This is a genomic window from Mycobacterium paraffinicum, from assembly GCF_025822865.1.
GTDB lineage: Bacteria > Actinomycetota > Actinomycetes > Mycobacteriales > Mycobacteriaceae > Mycobacterium > Mycobacterium paraffinicum.
The window spans coordinates 596,855-616,639 of sequence record NZ_JACKUR010000027.1 but is presented as its reverse complement, the minus strand read 5'-3'; the positions used below and the strand labels follow the sequence as shown (position 1 = coordinate 616,639).

Sequence of the window (19,785 nt, the reverse complement as noted above, 5' to 3'; positions counted from 1 at the left end):
GCGGCCCGCTTCGCNCTTGCGACCGCCGCGCCTGATGGCGGCGGCCCGCTTCGCCCGGCTGCCGCCGCGCTTGCGACCGCCGCGCCTGATGGCGGCGGCCCGCTTCGCCCGGCTGCCGCCGCGCTTGCGACCGCCGCTTAGACCTTCGCGATGACGTTCTCGGCGAACATCTCGAGGTTGCGGATCTTGTTCTCCAGCGGCTCGGTGTCCTTGCCCTTGATGTAGGGAATGCGGAACCCGACGATGGCGTCGGTGACGCCCTTGTCTTCGAGCCGTTTGATGCCGTCCACGGTGTACGCGTCGGCCGAGATGACGTGGATCTGGAACGGCCCGGTCTTGCCGGCTTCTTCGCGGTATCGCTTGAGCTTGGCGATGAGCCCGTCGAGTTCTTCCGGGTCACCGCCGCCGTGCATCCAGCCGTCCAGCCGGGCCGCGCGGCGCAGCGCGGCGTCGGCGTGCCCGCCGATCAGGACCGGGATCGGCTCGGTGGGAGCCGGCGTCATCTTGGTCTTCGGGATGTCGTAGAACTCGCCGTGGAACTCGAAGTAGTCGCCGCTGGTAAGCCCCTGGATGATTTCGATGCATTCGTCCATGCGCTTGCCGCGCTTGGCGAACGGGACGCCCAGCAGTTCGTAGTCCTCCGGCCATGGGCTGGTGCCGACACCGAAGCCCACCCGGTTGTTGGTCAGCGCGGCCAGCGATCCGATCTGCTTGGCCACCAGCGCCGGCGGCCGGATGGGCAGCTTGAGGACGAAGAAGTTGAAGTGCAGCGTCGTCGTCACCGCCCCCAATGCCGCTGTCAGCACGAAGGTTTCGATGAACTCCTTGCCGTCCAGGAACTCGCGATCCCCGTCGGGGGTGTACGGGTACTTCGAGTCGGATTCGAAGGGGTAGGCGATGCTGTCGGCGATCGTCATGGCGTGATACCCGGCCGCCTCGGCCGCCTGGGCCAGCGGGATGTAATACCTGTGGTCGGTCATCGCCTCCGCGTAGGTGAACCGCACGTCATCTGCCTTCCTGGAAACGGGTCGTCACACGAGATTAGAACGTGTTCTAGTTCTACCCGTGCCCGGGTTCCCAGCACAATAAGGCGTCAGAGCTGGTTTTCGGGCCCGATGACCGCCCACACCGTCTTGCCGGCCGCGGTGGGCGTGCTGCCCCACGCGCGTGACAGCGCGTCGACGATCGCCAGGCCGGACACGTCGATGCCGTTCGCCGGCGAGGGCAGCCGCACGGCCGCGGCGTGGCTGCTGTCGGACACCGCGATCGTCGCCGTCGCGCCATGGCTCTCGATCCGCATCGCGGGGAAGCTCGCGGTGTGTTCCAGCACGTTCTCGACGAACACGTTGACGACCACCAACGCGACCGGGATGAGTGTTGATTGCGACCAGGCGGTGAGCCATTCGCGGACCAGGCGACGCGATTCGCGCAGGCTGGTCAGGTCGCCGGGCAGCTGGGCATCGGCGCGGCGCACGGCGCGCCGGCTCTGCTCACCGAGCGCCTTCATCGCCGCCTTCTCGGTCGAGTAGACCGGCATGAAGTAGCCGACGCCGCTGCGGGTGATCGCCTCGCGTGTCCCGCGGTGCGCACATACCAGCACGATCGGAACGTTGGGGTTGCCGCGGACCTGCCAGTGCGCGCCGATGAAGGTCGACCACGCCAATTCGGCGAGCACCTTGAGCGCGGAGATGTTGACGATGACGGCCGCGGGCTCGCCCAGCGTGGCCTGCAGGATGTGGTCGCGGAGCGCCGAGGAGTTGGTGGTGTCGAGCACGCCGTCGACGGTCAAAATTGCCACCGATTGATCCGTCCGTGTCGCGACGGCAAGCGAGCTGGGTGATTCGGCTACCGAGCTCACCACCGCAACCCCTTCGCCTTCGCGGGCCCGAGAGGGCGAGCCGCACGGGTTCCCGGCGGTGTCCGAAACGGAGGCGACGTCGCAATCCGGCTTTTCAGCTGAGTCTTGTCGTCCGGTTTCATCGCTGCTCCTCGAATTTCTGCCGGGCCAACTGCTTGAGTATCCGCCCTCGGCGGCAAAAGTCTAATTCCGGTCGACCGGGTTTGGACGCCGCCAGAAATCGCAGCCGACCGGGGCCGCGGCCGGGGCACAGGCCATGGGCGGCCCGGCATGAGTGAGGCGCGTGCTCGTCCCCACCCGTTCGAGGCCCCCGCCTCTACCGCGCCGAACATATTGTTCGACTTCGCTGCGCTGCACGCGCACCCCCGGGTTTACCACCTACCCGGGACCCCCAAACGCGGCATCGTGTTCGAAAAATAGCGCGACGAGCAGCAGAAAGCCGACGATCAGTTGGGGGCGTAGGGCGGGGCGCCCACTCCGGCGACCGAGTGCGTCCCCCACGGCGTCTGTTCGACGATGCGTGCGGCGGCGCTGCGCCGGCCCACCGTCAACGTCGCGGTCCGCGCTTGCCTGAGCGCTTCGTCCGGCAGCGGCCGCGACGGCGAACCGAATACCGTTCCCTGCCAGTGGTAACGGCCGTCGATCGGGTCGAGGTGGCCGGTGAGCCGGACCCGCACCGGATGGCTGGCGCCGCCGATTTCCAGCGTCGCCGCGCCGTCATAGGTGTCGCCACGCTCGGGCGCGGCGGCCGACAGGTCGAACGCGGAATCCACCGGAGGGGCCTGGTCGGCTGTGAGCTGGGCCCGCTCGTTGAACACCCCCAGGCTGCTGGCGCGCACCTCGATGCGGGTGCTGCCCGTGCGCTCCATCAGCCGCAGGCATTCGGCGATGTAGCGTTCCTGCGCGTCGGCGTCGGGCCCGGTGATGAAGAAGTAGTTGGGGAAGCCGCGAACCGCCACGCCGTAGAAGGGCTCCATGCCGTCGTGCCAGGCCTGCCGGATGGTCATGCCGCCGGCACCGATCAGCGTGCGATCGGACGGTTGTTCGGGGATCGAGAAGCCGGTGCCGTAGACGATGGCGTCGACTCGGTGCTCGGCGCCATCGCTGGTGCGGATGCCCGATGCGGTCACCGCCTCGATCGCCGACGCGGCCAGCTTGACGCGAGGGCGCGCAGCGGTTGGCCGGATGCGGTGACGCAGCCAGCGCGTGGCCTGGGTCGGCCACAGTGGGAGTTCGGTGACCATCCGGCGGGGTGAGTGGGCGAAGACGGTGACGGACGCCGCCCCCTCGACCAGCCGGCGGAGGTGGTGACCGGCGGCGGTGTCGGTGCCGACCACCGCGATGCGCTTACCGGACGGATCGAACTCGGGGTCCCAGGCGGCCGCGTGAAACGACGCGCCCACGAAGTTGTCGCGGCCCGCGATGTCCGGGAGCCAGGGGGCGCAGGGCGCCCCATCGGCGGCGATGACGGCACGCGCCCGCACATCCCCGCCCGCGGCCGTCGTCAGCAGCCAGCTATCCGTGACGTCGTCGAACCTTGCCTGGACCGCCGACGCCGGCCCGTCCAGGACCACATAGTCGGTGACGCCGGCCGCCGACAATGCCGCGCTTGCGCCGGCGTGTGCACCCAAGATGGCTACGGGATGGCGGGACTCACCGGGGCCGCGCGACCGCGTCACAGAAACCTGCTGCGCTTCCAGCCGCGGCGGGCGATGGGACCCAGCAGACCCACCTCGGACAGGAACGCCGCCAGCGGGGCGAAACCGGCGACCTGCATCTCACGGCGATGCGGGCTGGTCCGCGCGGTTCGTCGCGCCCGCTTCGGGTCCAGGCCCGTGCGCGCATACGGGATCGGGTTGCTGAACAAGTAGTTGAAGAAATATCCGCCCAGCCCGTTGATGTTGGCCATGAACCAGCGGTTCATCCGGGGCATTTCGGCCACGCGTTTGCGGGCACCGTCGCGGGCGAACTGGATGTGGCGCGCTTCCTCGGTGACGTGAATGCGCATGAGCCGCTGGATGATCGGCTGCAATTCCGGGTCGTCCATCATCTGCCGCTGCAATGAGTCGAAGATTTCCTCGCCGATCAGCGCGGCCACCCACAGCATCGAGCCGCGCTGAAACGCCAGCGGAAGCGCGTTGATGATCATCCGGTGAAACAGCCTGGGCCGCACCGGCTTTGCGCCGATGCGCTCGATGGCCTTGCCGAACATGACCATGTGGCGGGTCTCGTCGCCCAGCTCGGTCAGCTTGTAATGGGTCGACCGGCTCGTGGGGTCCTCATGCAGGATCGTCCGCAGCAACGATTGATTGAGCATGTTCTCGAACCAGATGCCCGCCGAGAGCGTGTTGACCAGCTCCTGGCGGGACAGCTCGATCTGCTGCTCGCGGGTCATCTCGTCCCACATCGCGGTGCCGTACAGCGACACCAGCCGCGGCGGCAGGTAGAACTTGTCCGGATCCAGTGGGGCGTCCCAGTCGATGTCGACGATCGGTTCGTAGGACTTTTTCACCGAGCCCCGGAGCAGCCGCTCTGAGAACTCTTCACGACTCGGCCCACCTGGTTTCACCGCGGAAGTCATGGTGCTGGCGTCCCTTCATTGGGTGCTTCAGACGGTACCAATGGTACTGGGTACTTTTGGTCCCGACTAGGCCCTTGCGGTTTCAATTCGGCAATCTGATGCAAGCAACGAGGAGGGTTTTTTGGGCCGGCATATCCACGTCATCGGCATCGGCGCCGGCGACCCTGACTACGTGACGGTTCAGGCGATCGAGGCGCTCAACGACACGCAGGTGTTCTTCGCGATGGACAAAGGCGAGGCGAAAAGCGACCTGGTGGCGCTGCGGCGCGAGATCTGCGCCCGGTTCATCCGCGAGCCGGGCTACCGCTTCGTCGAACTGCCCGACCCCAAACGGTCGGCCGGCTCCGACTACCGCGGTGCCGTTGCGGACTGGCATGCGGCACGGGCGCGGGTCTGGGCGGCCGCGATCGCCGCCGAGTTGGGCCGCGACGGCGTCGGCGCCTTCCTGGCCTGGGGCGACCCGTCGCTGTACGACAGCACGCTGCGCATCCTGGAGGCCATCAAGACCGATGCGGGCGGGCTCGAGTTCACCTTCGACGTCATCCCCGGCATCACCGCGGTCCAGGCGCTGACGGCTCGACACCGCATCCCGCTCAACGACGTCGGGGAACCGGTCCTGATCACCACCGGCAGGAAGTTGCGCGCGCACGGCCTGGACGGATCGGCGGTCGTGATGCTCGACGCCGAGTGCTCCTTCCAGGTGTGCCCGCCCGACACCCGCATCTGGTGGGGCGCGTACCTGGGCACCGACGACGAGCTGCTGGTGGCGGGCACCGTCGGAGAGGTCGCCACCCGCATCGGGGCGCTGCGGGCCGAGGCGCGTGCGCGGCACGGCTGGATCATGGACACCTATTTGCTCAGACCGGCAGACTGAAGGGCGTGCCCGAACTGCCCGAGGTCGAAGCCCTGGCCGACCATCTGCGCCGCCACGCCGTCGGCCTGACGATCGGCCGCGTGGACGTCGGCGCGCTCTCCGTGCTGAAAACCTTCGACCCGCCGCTCAGCGTGCTGCACGGCCAACCCGTGACGGGGGCCCACCGATGGGGCAAGTACCTCGGGTTGCAGGCGGGAGAGCTGAACTTGATCACTCACCTGTCCCGGGCGGGGTGGCTGCGGTGGTCCGACAAACTGGCCGCGGCGCCGCTCCGGCCCGGCAAGGGCCCCATCGCGCTGCGCGTGCACCTGGGCATGCCCGGCGACGCGCCCGGCTTCGACCTGACCGAGGCCGGCACCCAGAAGCGGCTGGCGGTGTGGCTCGTCGACGATCCGCAGTCGGTGCCCGGCATCGCCGCCCTCGGTCCCGACGCGCTGGAGCTCAGCGTCGACGATCTTGCCGGGCTCCTGGCCGGCAACACCGGGCGGATCAAAACGGTCATCACCGATCAGAAGGTGATCGCCGGCATCGGCAACGCGTACAGCGACGAAATCCTGCACGTCGCGAAGATCTCGCCGTTCGCCACCGCGGGCAAGCTGACCGATGAGCAGCTCGCCACGCTGCACGACGCGATGGTGTCCGTCCTGCGCGACGCGGTGAGCCGGTCCGTGGGCCAGGGGGCGGCCACGCTCAAGGGCGAGAAGCGCTCCGGCCTACGGGTGCATGCCCGCACCGGCCTGCCCTGCCCGGTGTGCGGGGACACCGTGCGTGAAGTTTCCTTCGCGGATAAGTCTTTTCAATACTGTCCGACGTGCCAGACCGGCGGCAAGGTGCTGGCCGACCGGCGGATGTCGCGGCTGCTCAAGTAGGCGGCGGCCCGCGACTTGACACCTGTCGATATGCTGCCCGGATGACTCGTCAGAAGATCCTCATCACGGGTGCCAGTTCCGGGCTGGGCGCCGGCATGGCGCGAGCGTTCGCCGCCAAGGGCCGCGACCTGGCATTGTGCGCGCGGCGCACCGACCGGCTGGACGAGCTGAAAGCCGAACTGTCGCAACAGTACCCGTGCATCAAGATCGCTGTGGCGGCGCTGGACGTCAACGACCACGAGCAGGTGCCGAAGGTCTTCGGCGAACTCAGCGACGAGCTCGGCGGCATCGACCGCGTCATCGTCAACGCCGGCATCGGCAAGGGTGCGAAGCTCGGCTCGGGCAAGTTGTGGGCCAACAAGGCGACCCTCGAGACCAATCTGGTGGCGGCGCTGGTGCAGATCGAGACCGCGCTGGAGATGTTCAACAACACCGGTTCGGGCCACCTCGTGCTCATCTCGTCGGTGCTCGGCAACAAGGGAGTGCCGGGCGTCAAGGCCGCGTACGCCGCAAGCAAGGCCGGGTTGAGCTCGCTGGGTGAATCGCTGCGCGCCGAATACGCCAAGGGCCCCATCAAGGTTTCGGTCATCGAGCCCGGCTACATCGAGTCGGAGATGACGGCCAAGTCGAACAGCACAATGTTGATGGTGGACAACCAGACCGGCGTCAACGCGCTCGTCGCCGCCATGGAGCGCGAGCCCGGCCGGGCGGCGGTGCCGTGGTGGCCGTGGGCGCCGCTGGTGCAGGTGATGCGGGTGCTGCCGCCCCCGCTCACCAAGTGGTTCGCCTAAGTCAGTGCGGCACCGGCGTGTAATGTGCTGCGTCGCTGGTGAATTCGGGCTTGCCGTAGGTCGCCAGCCGTAGCTTGAGGAGCCCGATGACATAGGCGTCGGTGATGTCCCGAAGCACGGGGATGCGGCTGGCGTGGCTCACGGCGGTGAAACGCCCGATGATGAAGGGCGCGGTGAGGGCGACCCGGATGAGGTCCGTCGGCCCCATTGAGACACCCATGGCCTCGGCGATCTCACGATTCCCATTGCAGAAGGTGCGAACGAAAGTGAGCTTGCTGAAACTCTTTTCGACCGCCTCGGCGCAACGGTCGAACAGCGTCGTGTCGGGGCGCAAATAGGCCGCCATCGTGCCGCGGACGAGTTCTTGGCAGATGCTGTCGAATCCGTCGCGCAGCAGTGCCGAGCGTGCGTGCATGACGTGGATGATGTCGGCCGGTTCGGCAGGCAACAATTCTTCCGGCAGGCCGAGCAAAAAGCAGCGGTACCTGGCGAATTCGACCACGGCGCGCTCTTCGGCGGTGAACTCGGTCCGGCCCTGTTGGCGCGCCTTTCGAGCCAGCAGGTACTGGCCGATCATTCCGGCCGGCATCTGGTCGACCTGCGGCACGGGCATGCCGTACACGGCGGCATCCCACTTGTCGGATTTCTTGAGGGCGTTGTAGCGGACCATCGAGTGCATCAGCCGGACCATGGCGGCCGCCTCGAAACCGGGACCGAAACGGTCCAGCGCCCCGGGCAGGGTGGTGACGGCGAAGAAACTGGCGGTCTCGTTTACCCGCCGGGCGGCCCGCTTGCCCGAGAGTGCGCCGGTGAGCGCCATCGGCAGTGCGGCGTAGGTGTTGGTGAAGGTCGCGATGAAGGCCCCTCGCGTGATGAAGGGGGCCAGCAGCGCTGCGGGGATCCGCTCTTGGCGGGCGCCCTCACGGACCAGGTCGAAGTCGATCCACTCCGGGGTGGCCTCCATGGCGGCGATGAACGAAATCAGCTCCGCGGGCGCGTCCGGCACCGCCTCGATGCCCTCTCGACAGGCCGTCTTGAGCATGTCGATCAGCTGGACGACGCTGCGCGAAGCCATCAGTGCCGCATAGGGATCGGCGACGACGTCGCCGAGCAGGGTGGCCGTGCTCATCAACTCGACCACGCGGTCGTCTTCCAGGATCGGTGCGCGGTCGGCGATCCAGGCGGGCAGGGCCGAGTCGACGCCGGGCTCCGTGGCCAGACGATCCGGCTGCCGGTCGAAGTCGAACTCCCCATACAGGTCGGGCTGCAATTCGCGCTGGCTGCGGACTCGCTCGGCGAGTTCGGGGTAATACGTGACCATCGCTGCCTCCCATTAACTAACAGTTCGTGAGTAGATACTCACAAGTTGTTAGTTATGCTGTCAAGCATGAGTGCGGGCAACCCGAAGCGGCGCATGACCGCCGAAGGTCGGCGCGAGCAGATCCTCGACGTCACGCACGCGATCGTCGACGCCGAGGGATTCCCCGCGGCCACACCCAATCGCATCGCCGAGGCGGCCGGCATCAATCGGTCGTTGATCTATCAGCTGTTCGGCGACCCGGCGGGACTCTTCGTCGCGCTGATCGACCGTGAGGCGGCGCGGGCCGGCGCCCAGTTCGCCGAGGCGGTCTCCGGGTTGGACGCCGTCTCCGAGGACCAGTCGCTGGTGGTTGCCTTCGACGGCGTGCTGGCCGCGGTCGACGCCCACCCGGCAACGTGGCGGCTGTTCCTGTTCCCGCCGCAGGGCGCTCCCCCGGAGTTGTATGCGCGGCTGGCTCAATCGCAGGCCGTCGTGTTGGAGTTCTTCGTCACCGAACTGCTGCGCACCAATCCCGGAGTGCACGACCCCGAATACACCGCGCGGATCCTGCACGCCGCCGGACGCGAACTGCTGCAGCTGCACCTCAGTGAGCCGCAGACCGCGACCGTGGAACGCTTGCGCACCTTCGTGCGCCGACTCGGGTCGGACGTCATGGCCCGGCCCGGCTGAGGGCTGCTAGCTGGTGCGCCCGCGTTCGGTCCGGTAGCGGCGCACCAGTGCGTCGGTCGAGCTGTCCGACTGCGGTGCCGGCGAGCCGTCGGACGTGATCACCGGGAGCAGCGCTTTCGCCTGCGTCTTGCCCAGCTCCACGCCCCACTGGTCGAACGAGTCGACGCCCCAGATGGCGCCCTCGGTGAAGACCTGATGCTCGTAGAGCGCGATCAACTGGCCCAGCACTGACGGCGTGAGTCGGTCGGCCAGGATCGAGGTCGACGGCCGGTTGCCGGGCATCACCTTGTGCGGCACGATGTCGGCCGGCGTGCCTTCGGCGGCGATCTCCTCGGCCGTCTTACCGAACGCCAGCACCTGGGTCTGGGCGAAGAAGTTGCTCATCAGCAAGTCGTGCATACTGCCGGTGCCCTCGACGGTGGGCAGGTCGTCCAGAGGCTGGCTGAAGCCGATGAAGTCGGCCGGCACCAGCCGGGTGCCCTGATGCAGCAATTGGTAGAAGGCATGCTGGCCGTTGGTTCCCGGCTCGCCCCAAAAGATTTCGCCGGTGTCGGTGGTGACCGGCGTACCGTCGGCGCGCGTCGACTTGCCATTCGATTCCATCGTCAGCTGTTGTAGATAGGCCGCGAACCGCGCCAAGTCGTTGGCGTAGGGCAGCACCGCGCGCGACTGGGCGCCCATGAAGTTGGAGTACCACAGCCCGATCAGCCCGAGCAGCGCCGGCGCGTTGGACTCCAGCGGGGCGGTCTTGAAATGCCGGTCCACGATGTGGAATCCGGACAGAAAATCGGCGAAGGCCTCCTTGCCGATCGCGGCCATCACCGAGAGGCCGATCGCCGAATCGACGGAGTACCGTCCCCCGACCCAGTCCCAGAAGCCGAACATGTTGTCGGTGTTGATGCCGAAGTCGTCGACCAGGCGCTTGTTGGTGGAGACCGCCACGAAATGCTTGGAGACCGCGGCGTCGCCGAGCGTGTCGGTCAGCCAGCGGCGCGCGGCGGTCGCGTTGGTCAGGGTTTCCAGCGTGGAGAACGTCTTGGAGGCGACGATGAAAAGCGTTGTGGCGGGGTCCAAGTCGGCCAGCGTGGCGATGAGGTCGGCCGGGTCGACGTTGGAGACGAAGCGGGCGGAAATCCCCGCGTCGGCGTAGTGGCGCAGCGCCTGGTAGACCATCACCGGCCCCAGATCCGATCCGCCGATGCCGATGTTGACCACCGTGCTGATCCTTTTCCCGGTGGCCCCGGTCCATTCACCACTGCGTAACCGGTCGGTGAAGTCGCCCATCCGGTCGAGCACGGCGTGCACGTCCTCGACGACGTTATGGCCGTCGACGATCAGTTCGGCATCCCGGGGCAGTCGCAGCGCGGTGTGCAATACCGCCCGGTCCTCGGAGACGTTGATGTGCGCACCGGCGAACATCTGGTCGCGGCGCTCTTCGAGGTTAGCCGTACGTGCCAGATCGACCAGCAGCCGCAGCGTCTCTCGCGTGATGCGGTGTTTGCTGTAGTCGATGTAGAGGTCGCCGACCGAGACGGTGAGTTCGCGGCCGCGGTCGGGATCCTCGTCGAAGAACTGGCGCAAATGGGTTGCGCCGATTTGTTCGTGATGCCTGCGCAGGGCGTCCCACGCTGGGGTGGCGATGATGTCGGGGAGGCTTTGCACGGGGGTCATAGTTCGACCCTAGTGACGGTCGCAAGCGCGGCGTAGCCGGGCGAAGCGGGCCGTCACCGTGGGGCTAGTGACGGTCGCAAGCGCGGCGTAGCCGGGCGAAGCGGGCCGTCACCATCGAGCCAGCGGATGCGCCGCGGCCCAACCAGGGTGCGACGGTCAGTGACCGAGCCGGCCCCTGCCCAACCTCAGCAGCAGGATGGCCAGGTCCTTGCCGTCGGGACCAAGCTCGCTGTAGCGCTCGATCACCTTCATCTCGCGGCTGTGCACGAGCCGCGTGCCGCCGGATGCCATCCGGACCTTACCGATCGCCTGAGAGACCTCGGTGCGGCGCTTCACCGCGGCCAGGATCTCGGCGTCCAACCGGTCGATCTCGTGGCGCAAATCGTCGATGTTCAACTCCTCGGCCTCGGCCGTCTGTGGGGTTTCCACCGTCTCAACCTTCATCTCTGCTGACTCCGCATTCTCGGGATGTGGGGGTTGTGGTCTCATCCGGTTTCGGGCCTCACAAAAGAGACGAGCCCCGGTCTTGAGGAAGCGGACCACGGGGCTCTGACGAAAGCAGCTAGACCACGGGGACCGCTCACCGGTACCCGTAGAAAAATCGGCGGCAGTTCGGGGTGCCAGGCCGCCGACGGCGCTGCGTGTTGAGCACCAAACGAGTGTGCCACTAAATTCGGCTCTTGCGCAAAAAGGCGTTTGTGAGCTGGCCATTACCCGGTCGACGTCCGCGTACGACTTCCCGGTGTTCGGTTGCGGTGACCGCCCACCCCGGGTTTGCTTGCCGGGTACGGAATCCATTAACACGGTGCGAAATTCGGTGTTATAGGAGATTGTGCGAGATTGACGGCGACGCAAACTCGGGCCGCGATTATGCGCCGCTTTTTTACTCGAGTCTAATTAGTTGCCATTTGAAATCGGGCCGCATTTGTCCGCGAAACTCGCTTTTCGCCGCCCCGTTTTGCCCGGCGGAGGGCGGTCGGGGCACTGGCCTGATGTCGCGCCTGGGCGCGTTGCGTCGGTGGGCGGCGGTAAGTTTGGACCAACATGAGTGTGTACGCAACCGATGCCAACCTGGCCTCCGAAGCAGATCAGTTGCTCGAAGGCCTCAACCCGCAGCAGCGCCAGGCGGTGGTGCACGAGGGCTCGCCGCTGCTGATCGTGGCAGGGGCCGGCTCCGGCAAGACCGCCGTGTTGACGCGCCGCATCGCCTATCTGATCGCGGCGCGCGGCGTGGGGGTCGGCCAGATCCTGGCCATCACCTTCACCAACAAGGCCGCGGCCGAGATGCGCGAACGGGTGGTGCGGCTGGTCGGCAACCGGGCCCGCGCCATGTGGGTGTCCACCTTTCACTCGACGTGTGTCCGGATCCTGCGCAACCAGGCGTCGTTGATCGAAGGCCTCAATTCCAACTTCTCGATCTACGACGCCGACGATTCCCGCCGCCTGCTGCAGATGATCGGGCGCGACATGGGGCTCGACATCAAGCGCTATTCGCCGCGGCTGCTGGCCAACGCCATCTCCAACCTGAAGAACGAGCTGATCGACCCCGCTGAGGCGGTGGCCAAACTGACGGACGACTCCGACGACCTGACGCGCACCGTGGCGTCCGTGTACGGCGAATACCAGCGGCGGCTGCGCGCGGCCAACGCGCTGGACTTCGACGACCTGATCGGCGAGACCGTCGCGGTGCTGCGGGCCTTTCCGCAGATCGCCCAGCACTACCGGCGGCGGTTCCGCCATGTCCTGGTCGACGAGTATCAGGACACCAACCATGCGCAGTACGTGCTGGTGCGGGAATTGGTCGGTCATGACGCTACGGGATCGCCCGACGATGTGCCGCCGGCGGAATTGTGCGTGGTGGGTGATGCCGATCAGTCGATCTATGCGTTCCGCGGCGCCACCATCCGCAACATCGAGGACTTCGAGCGCGACTATCCGGACGCGATAACCATTCTGCTGGAACAGAATTACCGCTCCACGCAGAACATCTTGTCGGCGGCCAATTCGGTGATCGCGCGCAACTCCGGGCGGCGGGACAAACGGCTGTGGACCGACGCCGGCGCCGGCGAATTGATCGTCGGCTACGTCGCGGACAACGAGCATGACGAGGCCAGGTTCGTCGCCGAGGAGATCGACGCCCTCGCCGACCGGGGCGAGATCACCTACAACGACGTGGCCGTGTTCTATCGCACCAACAACTCGTCGCGGTCGTTCGAAGAGGTGTTCATCCGCGCCGGCATTCCTTACAAAGTTGTTGGGGGAGTGCGGTTCTACGAGCGCAAAGAGATTCGCGACATCGTCGCCTATCTGCGGGTGCTGGACAACCCCGGGGACGCGGTCAGCATGCGGCGCATCCTCAACACCCCGCGCCGGGGCATCGGGGATCGGGCCGAGGCGTGCGTGGCGGTGTACGCGGAGAACACCGGCGCGAGTTTCGCCGACGCGCTGGTGGCCGCGTCCGAAGGCAAAGTGCCGATGCTCAACTCGCGCGCGGAGAAGGCGATCACCGGATTCGTCGAGCTGCTCGACGAGCTCAGGGGCCGCCTCGACGAGGATCTCGGCGACCTGGTCGAGTCGGTGCTCGAACGTACCGGATACCGCCGCGAGCTGGAATCCTCCACCGATCCGCAAGATCTGGCCCGCTTGGACAACCTCAACGAACTCGTCAGTGTGGCACACGAATTCAGCACTGACCGGGCCAACGCCGCCGCGCTGGGCGAGTCGTTGCAGACGCCGGACGACGAAGACGTGCCGGACACCGGCGTGCTCGCGGAATTCCTGGAGCGCGTCTCGCTGGTTTCCGACAGCGACGAGATTCCCGAGAACGACGCCGGCATGGTCACTTTGATGACGCTGCACACCGCGAAAGGACTGGAATTTCCGGTGGTGTTCGTCACCGGCTGGGAGGACGGCATGTTCCCGCACATGCGGGCGCTGGACGACCCGGCCGAACTATCCGAGGAGCGGCGGCTGGCCTACGTCGGCATCACCCGCGCCCGTCAGCGGCTGTATCTGAGCAGGGCCATCGTCCGGTCCTCCTGGGGTCAGCCGATGCTCAACCCGGAATCGCGCTTCCTGCGGGAGGTTCCGCAGGAACTCATCGAGTGGCGACGCACCGCGCCGGCCCCGTCGTTCAGCGCGCCGGTGAGCGGCGCCGGCCGGTTCGGTGCGCCGCGCGCGGCCCCGACCCGCTCGGGTGCCGGCAAGCGCCCGTTGCTGGTGCTCGAGCCCGGCGACCGGGTGACTCACGACAAATACGGGCTTGGCCGCGTCGAAGAGGTGTCCGGCGTCGGCGAATCGGCCATGTCTCTCATCGACTTCGGCAGCGCCGGGCGGGTGAAGCTGATGCACAACCACGCCCCGATCAGCAAGCTCTGACGTCTGCTGACCATTAGGCGACTCGGGATTTTGATATTGCGGGCGATTTCGGATTGGAAAGTCGCCTAGTGGGCGGGCGCCGGGCCGGCGCCCGCTTCGGCGCGGGTCAGGCTTCCAGCCAGCGTCTGGTTCGCGGGTGCATCGCCAGCACCACGCTGGCGATCGGGAGCAGCGGCAGCAGGTGCACTATCCACGCGACGCGGGCACCGGCGATGAACACCCCCAGGTAGGTCAGCACAGCGACCACGGCACCGGCCGCGATGAGGTAACGCCCGAAAGGCCGGTGCTGCAGCAGCATGATCACGCCGGAAACGGTGGTCGTGGCGAACACCAGGGCCAGAAACGCGACGGCGATGCAAAACAGACGATCGGTTCGCCACCAGCCGGTGATCAGATCGGTCGCCACCACCGAGGTTGCCCACCCGCTGATGATGCTGACGGCGCAGGCGGCGACGGCCGTCCGGCCACTCGGCTCGCCCGAAGTGGCTTGGCGTCCCGCGCGAGCGGCGCCCTGGTACGGCGGTGGCTGCGGGGGGATGAGGCCGGTCGGGGATTCCGGTGTTATCGGGATCGGCCCGGTCGGGGCGCGGCGGATGATCCGCGTCTTGGAGTCGGACGGCGACGTGGACTCGGGCGGCTGCGGACCGGGAGATGGTTGATTCGGCGCGGTCACCTCAACCAGCGTAATTACCGACCATAAGACCCCGCTTAGCAAGCCACGGGATGGGGTCGATCCGTTCGGTGCCGCCCTGGAGCACCTCGAAATGCAGGTGCGGGCCGGTGGAATTGCCGCGGTTGCCCATGGTGGCGATCTGGTCCCCGGCCATCACGCGCTGGCCGACGCTGACCAGCGTCGTGTTGACGTGGCCGTAGAGCGTGACCGTGCCGTCGGCGTGGCGGAGCTTGACCAACGCCCCGTAGCCGGCGGCCGGCCCGGAGTCGATGACGATGCCGTCGGACACCGCGTAGATCGGTGTGCCGATCGAATTGGCCAGGTCGATGCCGGCATGCAGCACGCCCCAGCGGTAACCGAAATTCGAGGTGAAGATGCCCTTTGTCGGCATCACATAGAGCGGCTGCTGCAATCGCGCCTCACGCTGAGCGCGATCGTTGGCGTAGGCGACGCCTTTGGCGAGCTCCTGGTTGTGCAGGGCGGCGGTCGCCGCCGGCTCGAGCGCGACCACCTGGGGGCCGCGGATGGTGTTGCTGTTGCCCGATCCGCCGGTGAGCGCCGACGCGTTCGCGGTCAGCACGGCCTCGGTCTTGGGGGTGTCGGCATGGCTCGTGGCGGTGTGGGCCGCCGCGGCGGCCGCGCCGGCCGCCATCGCCGAGATCAGCAGGCGGCCCCGGGCCGCGCTGGTCGGTTCCTTGCGATGCTGCCCGCCGCGTCGTGCCACACCGACGACGTCGTGCGCGCGACCGATGCGGGGCTCGGCGGCGGACCTGACGATCACCCGCGGCAGCACCTCGGTGACCGGGGCGGCCAGCCATAGCGGGGCCGGGTCGTCTGCCTCGTTCAGGTCGTCGAGTTCGGGGGCCAGCAAGACCTGCGCTTCGTTGTCGAAGGTCGAGTCGTTGCTGTAGTCGAGGTCGCCGAGATCGGTTACCTCTTCGCGCCAATCCAGATCATCGAAGTCGAAGCCGTCGAGCGGGAGGATCTCGGTGACTTCGTTGCGATGGGGCTCAATCCCTCGGCCGCCGGCCGCGCGACCAACCCGCACCACACCTGCTGTTTCAGCAGTAGAAGGAGCCAAACGATGCTGGGGCAAGCTGAAATGTCCTCGTATCGTGACCATACCGTTATCTGGACCCTAGGACGGTATCCGCTGACGTGCGGAACTGGCAACCTCGTCGCGCAATCCGATTGAAATTGTGATTTGGGTCACGAACGGGGTACGCCGCGATGTCGTGAGCTGTGCCACATCGCCGGACGCGCCGGTAAAGGCCGGTAGGAGGGTCGATACAGTTCGTCCGTGCGAGTTGCCGAACGCGGCACCGCCCATCAAGAGGCCTAGTAGTTGAGTCGAGCGAAGACAGAGAGTCCATGGACCTTTTCGAGTATCAAGCAAAAGAATTGTTCGCCAAGCACAACGTACCGACTACGCCGGGGCGCGTGACCGACACCGCCGATGGCGCTCGGGAGATCGCCACCGAAATCGGCCGTCCGGTGATGGTCAAGGCGCAGGTGAAGGTCGGCGGGCGCGGCAAGGCCGGTGGCGTCAAGTACGCGGCGACCCCCGAGGACGCTTACGAACACGCCAAGAACATCCTCGGCCTCGACATCAAGGGTCACGTCGTCAAGAAGCTGCTGGTCGCCGAGGCCAGCGACATCGCCGAGGAGTACTACATCTCCTTCTTGCTGGATCGCGCCAACCGGACCTACCTGGCCATGTGCTCGGTCGAGGGCGGCATGGAAATCGAGGAGGTCGCCGCCACCAAGCCCGAGCGGCTGGCCAAGGTTCCGGTGGACGCCGTCGACGGGGTCGACCTGGAGACCGCGCGTTCCATCGCCGAGCAGGGCCACTTGCCGGCCGAGGTGCTCGACGCGGCCGCGGTGACCATTAACAAGCTGTGGGAGCTCTTCGTCGCCGAGGACGCCACGCTGGTCGAGGTCAACCCGCTGGTGCGCGACCCGAAAGACCAAATCCTGGCGCTGGACGGCAAAATCACGCTCGATGCGAATGCCGACTTCCGCCACCCCGAGCACGCGGAATTCGAAGACCGTGCCTCCACCGACCCGCTGGAGCTCAAGGCCAAAGAGCACGACCTCAACTACGTGAAGCTGGACGGCCAGGTCGGCATCATCGGTAACGGCGCGGGCCTGGTGATGTCCACGCTCGACGTCGTCGCGTACGCGGGCGAGAAGCACAACGGCGTCAAGCCGGCCAACTTCCTGGACATCGGCGGTGGCGCATCGGCCGAAGTCATGGCCGCGGGGCTGGACGTCATCCTGACCGACGAGCAAGTCAAGAGCGTCTTTGTGAACGTGTTCGGGGGCATCACCTCGTGCGACGCCGTCGCCAACGGAATCGTGACGGCGCTGAACATGCTCGGTGACGAGGCGAACAAGCCGCTCGTCGTCCGCCTCGACGGCAACAACGTCGACGAGGGCCGCCGCATCCTCGCCCAAGCCAACCACCCGCTGGTGATCCAGGCCGAGACCATGGACGCCGGCGCCGACAAAGCCGCCGAGCTGGCGAACAAGTAGAAGAGGATCAATGGCTCATGTCTATTTTCCTTAACGCGGACTCCAAGGTCATCGTCCAGGGCATCACCGGCGGCGAAGGCACCAAGCACACCGCACTCATGCTCAAAGCCGGCACTCAGGTGGTGGGCGGGGTGAACGCCCGCAAGGCGGGCACCACCGTCTCGCACGTCGACCCCGTCGGCAAGGACGTCGAACTCCCGGTGTTCGGCACGGTCGCGGAAGCGATCAAGGAGACCGGTGCCAACGTGTCCGTCGTCTTCGTGCCGCCGAAATTCGCCAAGGACGCGATCATCGAGGCCATCGACGCCGAGATCCCGCTGCTGGTGGTCATCACCGAGGGAATTCCGGTGCAGGACACCGCATATGCGTGGGCCTACAACCTGGACAAGGGTCACAAGACGCGCATCATCGGGCCGAACTGCCCGGGCATCATCACCCCGGGCGAGGCACTGGCCGGCATCACCCCCGCCAACATCAGCGGGCCCGGGCCCGTCGGGCTGGTCTCCAAGTCTGGCACGCTGACCTACCAAATGATGTACGAGTTGCGCGATTTCGGCTTCTCCACCTCGATCGGCATCGGCGGGGACCCAGTCATCGGCACCACCCACATCGACGCCATCGAGGCCTTCGAGAAGGACCCCGACACCAAGGTCATCGTGATGATCGGCGAGATCGGTGGCGACGCCGAGGAGCGTGCGGCCGACTACATCAAGGCCAACGTCTCCAAGCCGGTTGTCGGCTACGTCGCGGGATTCACTGCGCCTGAAGGCAAGACGATGGGCCACGCGGGCGCGATCGTGTCCGGCTCGTCGGGCACCGCGGCCGCGAAGAAGGAGGCCTTGGAGGCGGCCGGCGTCAAGGTGGGCAAGACGCCGTCGGAGACCGCGGCGCTGGCCAGGGAGATCCTGCAGAGCCTGTAGGGCCCACGCCGCGAGGGCCCCGGATTTGGCCTGGGCCCTACCCCAGGTAGATAGTGGGTCTATGAATCTCGACCCGAACACGCCGGTCATCGTCGGTGTGGGGCAGTTCACCGAGCGCATCGAGGACTCCGGCTACCGCGGGATGTCCTCGGTGGAACTGGCCACCGCGGCGGCGCAGGCCGCACTGCATGACTGTGGGGCCGACGCCACCACCATCGCCGCGTTCATCGACACCGTCGCCGCGATCCGGCAGTTCGAACTCTCCGGGCGCACACCCGCGCCGATGGGCAAGTCGAACAACTACCCGCGTTCGGTGGCCCAGCGCATCGGTGCTGCACCAGCCCGCGCGATTCTCGAACCCATCGGCGGCCAAGGCCCACAGCATCTGGTCACTGAGTTCGCCGGCGTCATCGCCTCGGGTGCGGCCGAGGTCGTGATGATCTTCGGGTCTGAGAACACTTCCAGCATCCGGTATTTCGCCGACCGGGAGAAGCCGGACCATTCCGACACGGTCGAGGGCTCCCTCGAGGACCGGGGCTTCGGCTACGAGGGTCTCTTCGACGACTACACCGTCGCGCATGGCTTGGTCGGTGCGCCGGCCCAGTACGGGCTGCTGGAGAACGCGCGCCGTTCCCGACTCGGCTTGAGCGTCTCCGACTACCGGCGCGAGATGGGCGAGTTGTTCGCTCCGTTCACCAAGGTGGCGGCGAAGAACCCGTTCGCGTCTTCCCCGGTGGAGCGCACCGTCGACGAGCTCATCACCGTCACGCCGTCCAACCGGATGATCTGTGATCCGTACCCGAGGCTGCTGGTGGCACGTGACCAGGTCAATCAAGGTGCGGCCGCGCTGCTGATGTCGGTGGCCGCGGCCCGCAGACTCGGCGTGCCCGAGGAGCGCTGGGTGTTCTTGCACGGCCACGCCGACATGGTGGACCAACCGATGCTCGACCGCCTCGACCTGACGCACAACTCGGCTTCGGTGCTGGCGGTCCGGGAAGCGCTTGCGGGCGCCGGCGTCGGCATCGACGACATCTCGACCTTCGACCTCTACAGCTGCTTCCCGGTGCCGGTGTTCAACTTCTGCGACGGGACTTCTCTGGCCACCGACGACCCCCGCGGCCTGACGCTCACCGGCGGCCTGCCGTACTTCGGCGGGCCGGGCAACAACTACTCACTGCACGGCATCGCCGAAACCGTCAGCGAAATGCGCGAGCGGCCAGGGCAATTCGGCCTAGTCGCCGCCAACGGCGGGATCATGAGCAAATACTCCGTGGGGGTGTACTCGACCACCCCGGTGAACTGGAAGCCCGACAACAGCGCCGCGCTGCGTGCCGAGGTCGCCGCCCGTCCCAAGATGCCGGTGACCGTCAAGGCCGAGGGTCCGGCGACCATCGAGACCTACACCGTCCGCTACGACTGGCCGGTACACACCTGCCTCATCGTCGGCCGTCTCGACGGCGACGGCAGCCGCTTCCTGGCCCTGAGCGAGGACCCCGATCTGGTCGGGCTGCTCAGCAATGGCGAGCCGCTCGGGGCTTCGATCGTGGTGCGGCCGACGGAGAAGGACAACCGGGCCGCGCTGGCCTGACGTGTGGCCCTTTCACGACACATAAACCACGCACACGACACGCCGCGTACGGTCGCC

General features: G+C 66.9%; 17 protein-coding genes and 1 pseudogene. 9 read left to right on the top strand and 9 right to left on the bottom strand.

The genetic code is table 11. From position 1 onward, the window contains the following. Window positions 1–137 precede the first annotated feature (137 nt). The 4 genes from H7J89_RS20580 to H7J89_RS20565 all read right to left on the bottom strand — a co-directional run bounded on the left by H7J89_RS20580 (window position 138) and on the right by H7J89_RS20565 (window position 4,439). Complete coding sequence (locus H7J89_RS20580) at window positions 138–1,004, bottom strand: LLM class flavin-dependent oxidoreductase (protein ID WP_264046024.1); 867 nt, start codon at window positions 1,002–1,004, stop codon at window positions 138–140. An 89-nt stretch (window positions 1,005–1,093) separates the two neighbouring features. Continuing rightward, window positions 1,094–1,858 (bottom strand): STAS domain-containing protein, encoded by a 765-nt coding sequence (locus H7J89_RS20575; RefSeq protein WP_264046022.1) that lies wholly within the window; start codon window positions 1,856–1,858, stop codon window positions 1,094–1,096. Window positions 1,859–2,304: 446 nt separating this feature from the next. Next, window positions 2,305–3,282: a DUF4873 domain-containing protein gene (locus tag H7J89_RS20570; protein ID WP_264046144.1), complete on the bottom strand. Its 978-nt coding sequence runs from the start codon at window positions 3,280–3,282 to the stop codon at window positions 2,305–2,307. A 251-nt stretch (window positions 3,283–3,533) separates the two neighbouring features. Then, window positions 3,534–4,439, bottom strand: coding sequence for an AurF N-oxygenase family protein (locus H7J89_RS20565; RefSeq protein ID WP_264046020.1), 906 nt, complete (start codon window positions 4,437–4,439; stop codon window positions 3,534–3,536). A gap of 121 nt (window positions 4,440–4,560) precedes the next feature. On the opposite strand from H7J89_RS20565, the gene cobF reads away from it, so the two are divergent. The 4 genes and pseudogenes from cobF (at window position 4,561) to H7J89_RS20545 (ending at window position 6,973) form a co-directional block, all read left to right on the top strand. Further along, window positions 4,561–5,313: a precorrin-6A synthase (deacetylating) gene (gene cobF, locus H7J89_RS20560; RefSeq protein ID WP_264046018.1), complete on the top strand. Its 753-nt coding sequence runs from the start codon at window positions 4,561–4,563 to the stop codon at window positions 5,311–5,313. Window positions 5,314–5,318: 5 nt separating this feature from the next. Further along, window positions 5,319–5,561, top strand: a pseudogene (locus tag H7J89_RS20555) (DNA-formamidopyrimidine glycosylase family protein); the annotation flags it as partial. Between the two features lie 153 nt (window positions 5,562–5,714). Beyond that, window positions 5,715–6,182: a zinc finger domain-containing protein gene (locus tag H7J89_RS20550; protein ID WP_231986929.1), complete on the top strand. Its 468-nt coding sequence runs from the start codon at window positions 5,715–5,717 to the stop codon at window positions 6,180–6,182. A gap of 41 nt (window positions 6,183–6,223) precedes the next feature. After that, a complete protein-coding gene (locus tag H7J89_RS20545; protein WP_264046017.1) occupies window positions 6,224–6,973 on the top strand; it encodes an SDR family oxidoreductase in 750 nt (249 codons plus the stop codon). A 1-nt stretch (window position 6,974) separates the two neighbouring features. Here the strand turns inward: H7J89_RS20545 and H7J89_RS20540 are convergent, their stop codons facing one another. Beyond that, the gene (locus H7J89_RS20540; protein WP_264046016.1) at window positions 6,975–8,294 is read right to left on the bottom strand and encodes an oxygenase MpaB family protein; all 1,320 of its coding nucleotides are present in this window, start codon (window positions 8,292–8,294) and stop codon (window positions 6,975–6,977) included. A gap of 93 nt (window positions 8,295–8,387) precedes the next feature. Here H7J89_RS20540 and H7J89_RS20535 point away from each other — a divergent pair, with 93 nt between their 5' ends. Next, window positions 8,388–8,963 (top strand): TetR/AcrR family transcriptional regulator, encoded by a 576-nt coding sequence (locus tag H7J89_RS20535; RefSeq protein ID WP_264046141.1) that lies wholly within the window; start codon window positions 8,388–8,390, stop codon window positions 8,961–8,963. Between the two features lie 6 nt (window positions 8,964–8,969). Here H7J89_RS20535 and pgi read toward each other — a convergent pair whose 3' ends face one another. Next, window positions 8,970–10,634, bottom strand: a complete 1,665-nt coding sequence (gene pgi / locus H7J89_RS20530) for a glucose-6-phosphate isomerase (protein ID WP_264046015.1) — start codon at window positions 10,632–10,634, stop codon at window positions 8,970–8,972. Window positions 10,635–10,790: 156 nt separating this feature from the next. After that, window positions 10,791–11,123 (bottom strand): chorismate mutase, encoded by a 333-nt coding sequence (locus H7J89_RS20525; protein ID WP_264046014.1) that lies wholly within the window; start codon window positions 11,121–11,123, stop codon window positions 10,791–10,793. A gap of 555 nt (window positions 11,124–11,678) precedes the next feature. Here H7J89_RS20525 and pcrA point away from each other — a divergent pair. Then, complete coding sequence (pcrA, locus tag H7J89_RS20520; protein ID WP_264046013.1) at window positions 11,679–14,012, top strand: DNA helicase PcrA; 2,334 nt, start codon at window positions 11,679–11,681, stop codon at window positions 14,010–14,012. 106 nt (window positions 14,013–14,118) lie between these two features. Here pcrA and H7J89_RS20515 read toward each other — a convergent pair whose 3' ends face one another. Continuing rightward, the gene (locus H7J89_RS20515) at window positions 14,119–14,685 is read right to left on the bottom strand and encodes a hypothetical protein (protein ID WP_264046012.1); all 567 of its coding nucleotides are present in this window, start codon (window positions 14,683–14,685) and stop codon (window positions 14,119–14,121) included. Window position 14,686: 1 nt separating this feature from the next. Further along, complete coding sequence (locus tag H7J89_RS20510; protein ID WP_264046011.1) at window positions 14,687–15,733, bottom strand: M23 family metallopeptidase; 1,047 nt, start codon at window positions 15,731–15,733, stop codon at window positions 14,687–14,689. Between the two features lie 323 nt (window positions 15,734–16,056). Between H7J89_RS20510 and sucC the strand changes: the two genes are divergently transcribed. From sucC to H7J89_RS20495, 3 genes are all read left to right on the top strand, one after another. Continuing rightward, complete coding sequence (gene sucC / locus H7J89_RS20505) at window positions 16,057–17,220, top strand: ADP-forming succinate--CoA ligase subunit beta (RefSeq protein ID WP_264046010.1); 1,164 nt, start codon at window positions 16,057–16,059, stop codon at window positions 17,218–17,220. A 17-nt stretch (window positions 17,221–17,237) separates the two neighbouring features. After that, entirely contained in the window at window positions 17,238–18,140 is a 903-nt protein-coding gene (gene sucD / locus H7J89_RS20500; RefSeq protein ID WP_264046009.1) for a succinate--CoA ligase subunit alpha, read from the top strand. Between the two features lie 61 nt (window positions 18,141–18,201). Then, window positions 18,202–19,728 carry an acetyl-CoA acetyltransferase gene (locus H7J89_RS20495; protein ID WP_264046008.1) on the top strand — a complete coding sequence of 509 codons (1,527 nt, stop codon included), beginning with the start codon at window positions 18,202–18,204 and terminating at the stop codon, window positions 19,726–19,728. Window positions 19,729–19,785: the final 57 nt, after the last annotated feature.